General features: G+C 51.0%; 11 protein-coding genes. 6 read left to right on the top strand and 5 right to left on the bottom strand.

Going from position 1 to position 13,155, the window contains the following annotated elements:
- Positions 1-8: 8 nt before the first annotated feature.
- The 3 genes from AC3YUO_RS04960 to AC3YUO_RS04950 form a co-directional block, all read right to left on the bottom strand.
- Complete coding sequence (locus AC3YUO_RS04960) at positions 9-1,376, bottom strand: relaxase/mobilization nuclease domain-containing protein (protein WP_489961935.1); 1,368 nt, start codon at positions 1,374-1,376, stop codon at positions 9-11.
- Between the two features lie 3 nt (positions 1,377-1,379).
- Positions 1,380-1,691 carry a plasmid mobilization protein gene (locus tag AC3YUO_RS04955; protein ID WP_006572268.1) on the bottom strand — a complete coding sequence of 104 codons (312 nt, stop codon included), beginning with the start codon at positions 1,689-1,691 and terminating at the stop codon, positions 1,380-1,382.
- A 309-nt stretch (positions 1,692-2,000) separates the two neighbouring features.
- A complete protein-coding gene (locus AC3YUO_RS04950) occupies positions 2,001-3,092 on the bottom strand; it encodes an AAA family ATPase (RefSeq protein WP_489961934.1) in 1,092 nt (363 codons plus the stop codon).
- 107 nt (positions 3,093-3,199) lie between these two features.
- Here AC3YUO_RS04950 and AC3YUO_RS04945 point away from each other — a divergent pair, with 107 nt between their 5' ends.
- Both AC3YUO_RS04945 and AC3YUO_RS04940 read left to right on the top strand, forming a co-directional pair.
- Positions 3,200-6,229: an RNA dependent RNA polymerase gene (locus AC3YUO_RS04945; protein ID WP_489961933.1), complete on the top strand. Its 3,030-nt coding sequence runs from the start codon at positions 3,200-3,202 to the stop codon at positions 6,227-6,229.
- The gene (locus AC3YUO_RS04940) at positions 6,219-7,097 is read left to right on the top strand and encodes a hypothetical protein (protein WP_489961932.1); all 879 of its coding nucleotides are present in this window, start codon (positions 6,219-6,221) and stop codon (positions 7,095-7,097) included. Before AC3YUO_RS04945 ends, AC3YUO_RS04940 begins: the two co-directional genes overlap by 11 nt.
- A gap of 2 nt (positions 7,098-7,099) precedes the next feature.
- Here AC3YUO_RS04940 and AC3YUO_RS04935 read toward each other — a convergent pair whose 3' ends face one another.
- Both AC3YUO_RS04935 and AC3YUO_RS04930 read right to left on the bottom strand, forming a co-directional pair.
- Positions 7,100-7,390: a DUF6809 family protein gene (locus AC3YUO_RS04935; protein ID WP_489961931.1), complete on the bottom strand. Its 291-nt coding sequence runs from the start codon at positions 7,388-7,390 to the stop codon at positions 7,100-7,102.
- 173 nt (positions 7,391-7,563) lie between these two features.
- The gene (locus AC3YUO_RS04930) at positions 7,564-7,797 is read right to left on the bottom strand and encodes a helix-turn-helix domain-containing protein (protein ID WP_489961930.1); all 234 of its coding nucleotides are present in this window, start codon (positions 7,795-7,797) and stop codon (positions 7,564-7,566) included.
- Between the two features lie 118 nt (positions 7,798-7,915).
- Between AC3YUO_RS04930 and AC3YUO_RS04925 the strand changes: the two genes are divergently transcribed.
- The 4 genes from AC3YUO_RS04925 (at position 7,916) to AC3YUO_RS04910 (ending at position 13,029) form a co-directional block, all read left to right on the top strand.
- On the top strand, positions 7,916-8,860 hold the full coding sequence (locus tag AC3YUO_RS04925) for a helix-turn-helix transcriptional regulator (protein WP_489961929.1): 945 nt from the start codon (positions 7,916-7,918) through the stop codon (positions 8,858-8,860).
- Positions 8,857-9,849, top strand: a complete 993-nt coding sequence (locus AC3YUO_RS04920) for an exonuclease/endonuclease/phosphatase family protein (protein WP_489961928.1) — start codon at positions 8,857-8,859, stop codon at positions 9,847-9,849. Before AC3YUO_RS04925 ends, AC3YUO_RS04920 begins: the two co-directional genes overlap by 4 nt.
- Positions 9,850-9,933: 84 nt before the next feature.
- Positions 9,934-12,351 (top strand): hypothetical protein, encoded by a 2,418-nt coding sequence (locus tag AC3YUO_RS04915; protein ID WP_489961927.1) that lies wholly within the window; start codon positions 9,934-9,936, stop codon positions 12,349-12,351.
- Positions 12,352-12,363: 12 nt separating this feature from the next.
- Positions 12,364-13,029, top strand: a complete 666-nt coding sequence (locus AC3YUO_RS04910; RefSeq protein WP_489961926.1) for a DUF697 domain-containing protein — start codon at positions 12,364-12,366, stop codon at positions 13,027-13,029.
- Positions 13,030-13,155: the final 126 nt, after the last annotated feature.

Raw genomic sequence — 13,155 nt, 5'->3', positions numbered from 1 at the left:
ATCCTCCTTTACATGGTCTGCTGCCAAGTCTGTTCTTCTTCGTAATCGTCCTCGGCGTGGCCTTGGGCGATTTTCTTTTGCCGTTCTTTCCGGAGGGCCTTGCTGTCTGCGTGGTAGTGCGTGGTGGTGGCGTCCTTCACGGGAGCAGGCCCCTGGCCGCGCTCCAGAGCGTGTCCAAGCTGGACCACACCACCCACAGCACCAGCCCAGTCAGCGCCAGGGCCGCCACTCCCAACAGCAGACTGGTCCATGGAATGTCCGGCAGACTCAGTCTGCGCAGCCTGATGCTGGGCAGAGAAAAACGCTTCTCGTTCCGCTTCCCAGCCTGTTCGCTCATCTTCTCCAGATGCTTCACCGCTTTCAGCAGTTCGTCCATCTGCGTCCGGGTCGGGAGCTGCGCCAGCAGTTCGCTGACTTTCTTGAGATAGCCAGTCTGTCTCTCGGTGTGGTCCCCCAGTGCATAGAGGCTGCTCAGCAGTTCCTCCCACTCCGCTCTTGTGGGATGCACTCCGGGAGGCGGTGTCAGTTCCTGCGCCGGAGGCTGCGGCGTGGTCTGTACCATCTGCGCGGGACGATTCTTTTCCAACAGCTCGTCCATAGATAATTTCTTCTCTGATCCTGAATTCATATTCCATATTCTCCTTCAGATATTTCTCCCCGAACAGCAGGCGGTCACGGCACTGCCAGCCGCTGGGTGTGGTGTAGGTGATGTTCCGTCGGGACGCTTCCCAGCGCACCTTGTAGCCCTCGCTCTCCATCAGCGCAATAAACTCCTCACGGTTAGAGGCGTGGCGCATACAGTCGTTGATGATGTTCATGAGCTGCAGTTTTTTACTCTGGCCACGGGCGGCCGTGTGATACTCGCCGATGGACATCGTCTTGGTCTTCCCTTTCCCGTTCGTGGGGTTGAACACAGGGAGAGAAAACTTCATGCAGACTTGATCGTTGCGCTGTCGCAGTTCCTGGAGCTGCTTCTTTGCGATGTGCAGTTTCTTCCCAGTATCGAAGTTGACGGAGTTGATGAGAAAGTGGGAATGAATGTGTTCCCGGTCTGTGTGGGTGCAGACCAGAACTTCATAGCCCTCATAGTACTCAGCCAGCTTCAGCGCCGCCGCATGAGCGGTGACCGGATCTACCGCTTCGCCTTTTGGAAAGCTCTGCACCATGTGGTAGAACAGCACACCGTCGGTTTTGTGATGCAGGCGCTTGGTGGTCATGAAGTCCGCGTAGACAGATTCCGGCTGGCAGTTGATGCCTGTGACCAACTGTTGACCGTCACACTCGGTTTTCTTGTTCTGCATGGTGTACCGCATCACGGCTCCCATGCATCCGGTGGTCTGTCCTCGCTTGTAGTTAGTGAAGCTGATGATCGCCATTTTTCACCACCGCTTTCGTTCCAGAATCAACCGGACAGCAGCACAGAGTTCAGAGAACGCCTGGCGCACACCGTCCAGATTGATCACTGTGACGCGCCCCATGTGCGCCAGGGTGACAAGCTGATTCAGATTTCTGCCGATGGACTTCAGCTCCTTGAGCACTTCTTTCAGTCCATCGATGACCACTACCTGCTTTCCCAGACAGCAGGCCGTCACATAATCGCTCATAGACATCCCGGAGCGTTTCGCCAATTCCTTGATGGCCTCCCGGTCTTCGGATGCCATCCGGGTGCTGAATTTGATATCTTTTTTCATATCGTTTCCTCCAAATTGCAGAAAAAGTGGGTCCGGGCTTCTGCCCGGAAATTATGCGGAAGGCGGGCGGCGGCTTTGCCGGTGACCAGACAAACGCGATGCTGGCCCTCGTCGGAAGCGACTGCGCATCTGTCGCTTCCGACCGAGGTCAAAAGCTCCCTCGCTCCGTGCTTCCTCCTCTCCCCAGCGAAACCGCTTTGCTGGGTTTTGCCGGTGGCCCCTTTTGAGGTGATTCTCCCGCGCCGAACACCCGCACTCCTCCTTCGGCCACAAGCGGCCCAACACGGCGTTTCTTTTGCCTTGCGGGGTTTACTCGCCGCACCTGGAAACTGCCCGCAAATCGCCGCACAGCGCCTCGACAGGGTCGATAGGGACGATTTCTCCGGTCCTCTCTAAATCGACACTATCGGCACGACGCAGCTCGATCACACGCTTGCCGTTGCTTCTGCGGATCACTGCAGCAATTCCGTTCTTCCTTAGGGCCTCAACGCTTTGCAGGATCATCCTTGAAATCTTTTTGGGCGTTACCCCTTCAGACTTATCAGGGTCGATCTTTTCGGAGAGTTCCGTGGGAGTGCCGATAAATATTGTTCTGGTGCTCATAAATGCAGAGAGGAGAACGACGATTTGCCCCTCCAATTGTTCAGGCTGTGTCCGGCTGTCCGAAACCAACTCCCACACATTTTCACCGCCGCGTTCCAATTCCAACTCCCGGTATTCGATGTCCCGGCCCACGCAGGTCAGTCTGGCCCTGCCGCTGCCCCGCTTTTCTTCCACCAGTGTGAAACTGGAATCCACCGCGCCGCTGATAGCAGTCGTACCAGAGATCCGGTGGAACACATCCTCCGCCTTTTCCTTGCGCAGATGATGGATGAGCAGGATGGCGATGCCGTGCTTGTCCGCCAGCCGCTTGAGCACAGACAGATCCCGGTAGTCGTTAGCGTAAGTGGCATCGTGGATCGGACGAACCATCTGCAGGGTGTCGATAATGACCAGCACGGTGTCGGGGTGTGCGGCGACGAATGCGTCCACCTGTTCCTCCAGCCCCTGACCGATGAGCGCACACTCCGTGCAGAAGTGGACGCTGTCTGGCGCGTCCTCAGTGATTTCAAAGAGTCGATTCTGGATGCGGAGGACGGAGTCCTCCAGACAGAGATAGAGGGTAGTACCCTGCTTGGTGGTCATGTTCCAGACCGGTTCTCCCTTGGCCACTGTCACTGCCAGCCACAGAGCAAGCCAGGACTTGCCCACTTTCGGGGAACCAGCCAGGATGTGCAGACCCGGAGAGATCAGGGTATCCACCACAAAATTGGGCGGTTCCAGCGGACGATCCATCAGGGTTCTGCCGTCCACTGTAATCAGGGGATGGTTCATTTTGTTGTTCATATTTGGTACCTCCATTTCAAAAATTTGAATACAAAAAGCTCCCACCTCAAAAGAAGTGGGAGTAGTATTCATTTTGACTTTGAAATGGTTTATGGTAGAATGGAGCAAACGGAGGTGAGCCAATGGCGACCTATCAGATCTACGAACTCTCTGCCCGGGCAGTGATGAGCTATGCCGCGGAGAAAGACGGCATTTACATCTTTGCTCTGAACCGCAGTGCCACCGAGCACTGCAAGGTACCGGGTGCCAAGCACGAGCAGGACAGCTGCGCCATGTTCCATCAGCTTATGTACCAACTCCACGGGAAGGGCTGGCGGGAGCGTGGCGAGGAGAAGGTAACGGCTCTCTCCGATGTGCTGTTCTACATGGACTTCGCCGGGATCTTTGACCGGCGTGGAACCGGAAAGACGCAGCAGGCCCGCCGGGAAAAGGCCAGAGATATGTTCCGCCCCGAGGGGATCACCCTGGACTTCGGCGGCGGTCCCTGCCGCTATGTGGCCTTTGAGCGCTCCGCCAGCATGAGCCGCCAGTCCCGCCTCTCCTTCATCCGGGCGGAACTGTACGAGCCCATGCGCCAGCGGATCATGCTGAATATGGAACTGGGCCGATGCCAACTCAGTAAACTCTACGCCTACAACGGTCTCATGTTCTCCAGCGGAACCCGGGTAGACGGCATCCGCATTGACAAACCTTACCGGGTCATCGTCATAGACAATCCAACCAAGAGAGTGGAACGAGCCCCTGTCATCACCCTGCGAGAAGGCAGAGAGCCAGGAACCTTCTACCGGGCAGATACGCTGGAAGATCTGGACATCACCTGCTTTGACGGCGTGGGCCTCATCTCCAAAGAGTACGCCGATGTGGTGGACAAGGCCTGCTGCGGCAGCCACACCCACACCTCCTTCCAGATTCGGATGCCCTACATCAAGGGGATGCTCCATCAGGTGGATTTCAAGGACTTCTTGAAGAGAAGCGGTACCCAGAGCATCGTGGACATCTGGGGCAAGGCACACCCCGTCCGTAGTGTGGACATCATTCTCACCCGCAGTCAGTTCAAGGCATACGGATGGCTGCGGGAGAACGGTATGACCTGGGAGGACTATTGGGACGCCTTTCGGGACTACAACCACGCCCTGTACATCACCAACCTGAGCAAGACGGAGCCGGAGCATCTGGTGGAGCTCAACTACCAGTTCCTCTCCACCCTCTCCATCCAGCCGGAGGAGTTCCGTCCCGCCGACCTGCCGGAGGGCTGGGACCATAGTCCAGCGGATGATCCACGGCAATGGCTGACTAAGGCCACCGAGACGGCCTACTATAACTTTCGTGCCAACGAAACATACCAGCAGGAATATTTTCGCCGGGGCCTGAGCCAGCCCAGGGGAAGCCGGGCGCACATCATGGCCCAGGTGCTGGAGAAGAACCCGAAGTTTATCCGGGAATCTATCTATGCGGAACAGCTGGACGGACAGGCCCGGAAGATCCTCCGAGGCTACGCCGTTGGTCGCTTGCTGGTGCCGGGGGATAACCGTTTTCTCTCAGGTGACCTGCTGGAACTGCTGCGGCAGTTAATTGCGCCCCGTGTGTTCCAGTTGCCCGGTGAGCGGGACTTCTGCAATCAGGTGATGGGAGATTTCTTTGCGGAGGACAGCTTCTTTGCTCCTGGTGCAGCCTATGACCATGAGGACAGCTGCACTCTGCTCCGCAATCCCCACATCGCCCGGAACGAGGAATTGCAGTTGTCAGTGTACCCGGAGGGAGACGCACTGCGCCAGCATTACCTGGGCCACCTCACTGATGTGGTCATGGTGTCCGCTGACAGTTTGGCAGCGGAGCGGCTGGGCGGTGCCGACTACGACGGCGACCTCATCAAGACCATTGCCGATCCCATCCTCAACCGCTGCGTAAAGCGGAACTATGATTACGATGTCCATCAGCAGCTCTCCAACAACGCCAACCTGCCCCTGCTGAAAATTCCATCCTTGTCCGCACCCAAGTCCGACGCCAACGACTGGCAGGCCCGTTTTCAGACGGTGGAGAACACCTTTGCCGCACGCATCGGACAGATCTGCAACGCCGCCCTGGACCGCAGCGTCATCGCCTACAACGAGCACGCCGACCCGGAGGAGCGCAAGCGGTGCCGCCGGGACTTGGAAGCCCTGGCCATCTACAGCGGGCTGGAGATCGACGCGGCCAAGACCGGTGTACGGCCCAACCTGGATGAATTTCTGGGCGGACGGAAGGTAAAGCGCACTCCTTTCCTCCAGTACAAATATCTGTTGGAGCGCGCGGAGGAGCGCCGCCGCGCCTGGTATGAGCCCACCCACCGGGAGCGGCTGGAGACCTTCTTTGCCGGGATCGACTGGGACACGGTGGACTCCCCGGTGGAGCGGCTGCCCTGGCTGGCCCGCCAGCTGGAGCGCAACACGCCCAAGATTCAGAAGAAACCAGCGAAGGATAGCGAACTATTCACCTTCGCCCAGGAACGAAACTGGAAGAAGCAGCTGGACCAAAACCTTCTTTCTTCTGTCTCTGCCTTGCTGTGGGACTACGAGCACTGTCTCTCCCGCGTCCGGGCCTGCCGTGCCCCCGCCAACGGACAGCAGCGGAAAACGGACATTGACCGCATCCTCTATGCCAGAGGTCAGGAGGAAGTTTACGACAGCGATGAACTGTACGCCTTCTTCCAGCAGATCTCCTCGGAACGTATCACCGCCCTGCGGCAAGAAATTGTGGAGCAGCAGTGGCATCTGATGGCAGAAGCACAGAGAGAAACATTCCTGCGGGAGTGGCTGCCGGAGGGAGCCAACTACTACGATCTCCTGACCGACTTCCGCCACGGCGGGTTCCGTCTGCTGGGAGATCTGGTCTGTGATACGGACGATCTGGCGACAGCCCGGGAACGGAAGCAGCTCCGCCGCCCGGCGGACTCCCCGGCCTTCCAGAAGATGATGGAGGCCTATCTGTCTGCCCCCTTCAGCGGCAATGAGCGGGCCGTGGTGTCCAAGGTCTGCCGCAAGCTGCTGAACAAGATCGTCCGGCCCAGCCTGGCGGTACCCTATGTGGTGGCTCTGGGTAAGCGGAACCTGCTGTGGGACCTGCTGCCGGACCACATTGAGGAACATGTTCTGGAGGTGGACCATGCTGAATGAGTGGAAGGAGTTTCAGGACTACACCGGTGTGGTAAACTACACTGCCCGGAACAAGCAGGACACCACCTACCTGGGCCGTTTTACCTTCGACACCATCCTGGATTTCGAGGGGCTCAACCGGGTACTGACCATCCTGGCAAGAGGATTTCTGTTTCATAACGAGAATGGCAACCCAATCGAAGCGCCCCGGGAGCGCATCGACTATGCCAAGCGGGGCTTATGCGCCTGGTGCAGTGTGCCGGACAACAAAAAAGCCACGCCCCGGGAGGCGTGGCAGTTCGGCAGTGATTTTGGGAAATTCCATGAGGATTTTCCCGGCCTCGTGGATGAAAACGGCAGCGGATGGTTCCATAGGCATGTGCATCGGGTGGCGGCCTTTGTGCGGGAAAACCCGAAGAGGATATCCAGCAGTGCCCAGAAGAAGTGTGCTGCCATTGAGAAGAGCTTTGACCGGGCCTGGCGGGACAAGGTAATCCAAATGCAGATCCCTCTGTTTGCTCCCACCACTAAGGGACAGTGGGGCCTGCGGTTTGACAGCTTTCTGGCTCAGGCTTTGGAGCTGGGCCCACTCCGGGATAAGGAGCAGTCACTGCCGCCTGAGTTAGTAAAACAACTCCGCACGCTCACGCCCAAGGGGGTTCCTCTGGATATGGTCACAACTCTGGTGTCCTACTACCTTGCCAATAAGCCGGAGGATTCCGACTGGGTGGTGCTGCCGGTGGCCAATTTTGATGCATACTTCGGCACCACCAGCTTTGGGCGGAAGTATCTGAAACAAATCCCGGAAACCATTTTAGAGCGATCTGAAACAGGCTTTGGACTGTGCCGGTATCGGCTGGGTGGCACCCTTGTCATTCAGCAGGGATAGAATCAGGCATCCATCTCCGCTTCTTCCGCTGGAGATGGATGCCTGTCCATTTCAAAGTGATTCAGTTCGTATGCCAGTTCCCACGCCAATTTAAACCCGCAAAGGAAACTGTCCACGGAGCGTTCCTCCGCAATCAGGCCTTGTGCGTCCATGATCCGCAGTATCAATTTTCTCTCTGGTTTTTCCAGCCGTTCAATGAGTTCCCGGTGGCAGATCTCGATCTCCTGTTCGGCCTCCGCCATGGGTAAAGCGATGTAAAACCTGTCATACAACAATTTCAGTGTGTCGTTCATGTGTCTCGCCTCCTTGCAGCAAGACACGATACCACAGAAATATCAGAATATCCAGGCACAAATTAAAGAATCGTGCTGCGCAGAAAAATACTGTCGATTCACAAATAAAAAAGCAAGAAAAAGGATGAGAGTGACAATTACTGTCTATGATATATGCTATAATAGGCGTAACATCAGTCCTCAAAGGTCAAAAATTTTTGAGGTGCGACCTCCAGGACTGCGGCAATATCAAACAGGGTGTCTAAGGATAGTGCTTTGGAGATGTTAGGGGCCTCCAGATGCCCGATATAGGCGGGGGTTAAACCGACCTGCTCCGCAAGTTCCTCCTGCGTCAGTCCTCGGAGCTTCCGGTAGTAGGCAATCTTTAACCCAATTTGGCGGTATTGTTCGGCGTAGATGGATTTCATAATCGATTCCTCCATATGCACCTATGGTAGCGAATCGTGACAAAAATTGACATGAGCTTATAGATATATTACTATATCTTTTAGATAGTAATATATGCTTGTCAGCACATGGCTATTCATGGAGGAACATATGGACGGAATATCGGTGAAGTCAGAGCGTTTGCTGCAAATCTATTCACGGTTAGTCAGTGGTGATGTTCTCCCCAAAAAAGAATTAGCGCAGCAATTTCATGTCACGGAGAGGAGCATTCAGCGTGACATGGAGTCGCTGCGCTGTTTTTTTGCAGAACAAGGTCTGCAACAAGATATCGTCTATGATAAGGGAGAACGTGGCTACCGATTGGAGCAGCCTGCCCTGCCTCTGCTTAATAACAGCGAGATTTTGGCTGTATGTAAGATCCTGTTGGAGAGTCGCTCCATGCGCCGGGACGAAATGCTACCAATACTGGATAAGCTCATTTCCTGCTGCGTGCCGGCACGGAGTAAGCGGGCGGTAGCAGAGTTGCTGGCAAACGAAAAGCATCACTATGTGGAGCCTCACCATGATCAGCATATTCTCCCCGGCCTGTGGGAGATCGGACAGGCGGTGCAGGAACACCGGGTGATGGAGATTGAGTATACGAGGATGAAAGAGCCTAAATTAGTTCATCGGCGTATACAGCCGGTGGGTATCATGTTTTCAGAATATTACTTCTACTTGACAGCTTTCCTGGAGGATAAAACTACCTTTGAAAACCCGGACGATTTATTCCCTACCATCTACCGTATTGACCGAATCAAGTATTTCAAAGTTCTGGACGAGCACTTCAGAGTTCCTTATAAAGATCGTTTCCAGGAGGGGGAATTCCGTAAGCGGGTGCAATTCATGTACGGCGGAAAGTTGGAGCGGATTAGGTTCAAGTATACCGGACCGTCCATTGAGGCCGTACTGGACCGGCTTCCCACAGCGGAAATTTTATCAGAGGATGCGAAGGGGTGGACCGTGGAGGCCGAGGTATTCGGAAAAGGCGTTGAAATGTGGCTGAGAAGCCAAGGGCTTTACATCGAGGAGGCGGCGGAATGAGTTATCGAATCGCATCTTTTAATATGAAAAACTTTTCATTGGCAACTGATAAGGATTTGAATCGAATTGCTGCGATCATTAAAGAGGAAAATTTCGATATTGTCGCCATGCAGGAAGTACTGGCATCAGGCCGGCCAATCTCTGGCGTTCCCGTTCAGAATAAAATGGCACAAAAAACGGCCATTGAGAAATCGTTGATTGGACGGTTAGGCCAGCAATGGGATTCATTTTGGGGAGATCCAAAAACAAGTTCTAAGTTTTATCCATACTTGGGCAAGGACAGTCGGGGCGAAGGATATGCATTTCTTTGGAATACCAAAAAAATTGAACTTATGGATGTTCCAAACAATCCCCGCATTTTCAGAAATTATAAAACAAATTTCGGCAGCGGAGCACTAAGGCTGGCTCGTGATCCGCTTTATGGCCGCTTCAAAATAAAAAGAACCAAAATCGAGCTTCGCCTTATTACAACACATATCATTTTTGGGAAACCGTCTGATGATCTTATGAAAACCGACTTTGATGGTGGTGCAATTGCTCTCAGGCAGCACGAATTTGAAGTGCTTGCAGGCAGCGTTTATAAAAAAATTAGCGATTATAGGAAAGATGTGGAACCAACTGTTCCCTATACGCTGATATTGGGAGATTATAATCTCAATTTGGAGTCCAGTGGGATTGGGAAAGCCGTACTAAAGGATACTGCATTTTTCTCACCCAACGGGCAGCCTTTGACCAGCTTTGAACCAGGATGTGAGGTAATGTACACCGTTCAAAGTGATAAAACAACATTAAGCAAGAGCGATTATGCAAATAATTACGATCATTTTTCCTATAATGAGAGGACAAAGAGAATTGTTAAAAGTTGGAATAGAGTCGACGCGGTTCACGCAAAAGGCGATGATGGAAAGCAAGAGGAAGAACGATTCGAGCAGTATTACAACAAGGTATCGGATCACGTCCCTATTGTTGTTGAATTGAGTTTTCGATAAATCCTTTGGGACCATGGTTTAAGAACCGAAAATCGCAGCTATCGCAATATATCATTTTTACACTATGCAGGGAGGAAGAAGAATATGACAAGCAATGTTGCGGCTGTCAGCCACGAAAAGCATAGCCACGAAGAAAAGCTTAAGGCCGCCTATGCTCTGAATATGTGTACCGTTTCGGTATCGCAAATTGTGGACTATAATGACTCCTATATTTTGGAGCAGGAATACGATGCCATCTTAAATAATCTGAATCTGAAAGAAATGCCAAAGGATGAAGCCCTGCTTCGCATCCTAAGCGAGCTTTTGAATGTTATCACATTTTTTCGCATTCAGAATATCAAAAAAGCTCAAATTGAGAAAAAGTATCAGGAGCAGTTAAAGAATGCCATTTGGTCTGCCATACCGAATTTCAGCGTTATTATGGCAGGAAATCCGGTTGCCATCGCCGTCTCGCTTGCAACGCAGATTGGATCTGGATATATGAACTATCGCAGGGAAAAAGCCAATGCCGGAATGGCGAAAGAAGATGCCGAAATCGAACTTCAAATCACCGCCATTGAACAGTTCAACGCACTGAAGAGAGAATTATTCACAACTGCATGGCGTCTGGCGGACGAGTATGATTTTGATGATGAGTGGCGGCTTACAGAAAAACAAATCGAGCAGTATAACAAAATTTTGCTTGATACAAACGAATTTAGAAAATATGCACGTCTGGAGGCAATCTCCAATAGGTTTGTAGCCTATCCACCGTTTTGGTACTTTTATGGTCATACTGCCAATTGCATTGCGGAGCAGGCTCGGAGAAGGCTGGAGCAAAACAAAAGAAAAACCGAAGAGGAACTGCAAGCGTATTATAAGGATTCCTCTATTGTAAAAGAATATAGTGAACTGGCCAAAAATCATTACGAGCATTTCTATAAATTAACCCGAAATCACATTCTGCGTGAAGATCAGCTTGTGGCCTCCTGTGCTTTGGAATATGTCGATCTCCTTTGGAATGAGGATCAGAAGGACAGCGAAAAGATATACGGTTTGTTGAAATTGGCCGAGCGGATGTCTCCAAATTCCTTCGATATTATTCAGCTGTGCGCTGTTTCTTATCTCAAAGTCGGAAAAAGTGATGATGCGGCCAGACTGTTGAAAATACTTGTCAATGAAGAGTATAACACAGTCGCCAACGCAAAGATTTTGAGTCGTCTCTATGTCAGCAAATATCTGTCTGGCAAAGACTCGGCCGCCTTTACTCAATATAACATATTGGAAACACAGGTTGACCCACTGTATCTCTATCCTATGCCTGAAGGCTTACCTGAGGGCAATCAAGATAAATTGCTTGAAGAAAAGTTTATGCGTACCCAGAAGGCAATTTTAAAGAAGGCCTATCGGAACACATTAGATGCCTACGCAAAAAGAATGATTATAAAATTCAATTCTGTTCTTCCAGCTCCAGAGGATGTTCCACCTGAATGCCGTGATACCTATTATAGTAATACAAGTGCAGCCAATGCGCACAGAGAAGAAGCGGCAAAAAAGATTCTGGACAGCAAGGCCAAGGCAGAGTATATTAGTCGCTTAAAAGAGCGCGGATTTAGAATCGGTTTTACCGATGTATTAAATGAAACAGTAGCAGGAATTGAAGAGTTATCCTGCTTCAGAGGCCTAAAAAAGCACGATAACTTGATTCGTCTAATTGAGGGAAGATTGCGTTTGGCGAGGCCAGAATTGACCAGGCTTCAAGCCAAACTGGATGAACTCAATTTCAGTTATGAGGATTACAAAAATTTGGTTCGGACCTATTCCTATCAATTTTTTACAGAGAAATTTTATGAAATGCTGAAAGCACATATTGTTGAAGCAATCAATGCAGTCGTCGATTACGAGTCCATTGACTTGCTCGACCGTGAGTTGAGTGAGTTCTGTGAACGGCATACGCTTCCTGCTCCGGAGCAATATTTGCATATGTATAAAGAAACATCGCAGGAACCCATAGCGTATTCTCACATTGTATCGTTTGATGACGAACTTCTTGGCGAGAAGCGAAGCAATCAAGACAGCGAAGAAATGCGTAAGCACATGAAAAAAATTATTCAGGACAACATGGGAGAATTGATCCGAAACCCCGGTCGTGTTAGTATTTACTTAATGGACGATGGCATAGCATTCAATTCCTATCTCGGCAATGATAAACTGCGCATCCAAAATGGTTATCTATACTTGGTTCGGCAGAAGGCATTCGCCATACTGGATGATAAAACCAAGAAAGATTTTGACCTCATTTTCTGCACAGACGGCATTGCAGTAGTTGATAAGAACAACATTCGTGATACCGTTTACTATAATGATATTAAATATTCTGCCAATGGTAACATCGAGGAACTAAAACTTGGTTATCCTGATGTGTTTACAAATAAGGATGTAAATATAAACACCCTGAATGGTATCATTATTGAATTGGGCAAGTATGTGCGTAGCTTGGATAATCAATATGCGGATGTATAAGGGGTGAATACCGTGGCAAATGAATATAAAAAAGTAATCGCTGAAAAAAAGGCCGAGGCTGCTCGCCTCATGAGTTCCAATCAACTTACAAAGTGCAATATAGCCATACATACGGCGGCCGCCGCAAGCGCTGCGGCTGGGGCAGTCCCGGTTCCTATGGTAGATGCCGTGCCCATTACTACAGTTCAGGTTTCTATGGTTATTGCATTAGGAAAGATTTTTGATCGAAAAATAACAGAATCAGCCGCTAAAGGTTTAATAGGTGCGGTTGCCGCTACTTTCGTTGGCAGAAACTTGGTAAAATTGATTCCGGTTTTTGGTTGGGGTGTTTCTGCGGCCGTTGCTGGAGGTGTCACAGAAGCTGTCGGTTGGACAATTGCGGTTGACATGGCTAATAATGCCAAGAAAGACTGGGAGGGCAACAATTGGGTAGCGAAAGATACTCATGAAGCAACAACTGACAAAGAATCAGTAGGAACGGAAGAAAATGAACCAACGGATACAGTTGGTGAATTAGAGGCGCAAGCCGAACAATTCTTATCAGGTCAAAAGAATCCAGAAGACTTCAAAGAAGATTTCGAAAAACTTTGCCGCGATATTGAAACTTGGATAGGTGAATTACCAAGTAATCATCAACTGTTAAAATACTATGATGAACTGCTTCTTTTAGCGGTATAAAAGTATCCGTCAAATCTCTCGGTGTATAGAAATAATTGCCGCCTCAATATGTAGACATTTGAGGCGGCAATTAACGTTCTCAGCACACACAACAGAGTGAGAATGTAAATTTCGACAGATACTGAA

The sequence above is a fragment of the Pseudoflavonifractor sp. HNCC25GI2 genome (genome assembly GCF_058136395.1).
Note: the sequence above shows the minus strand (reverse complement) of the source record. Positions and strands in the feature narration are given on the sequence as shown.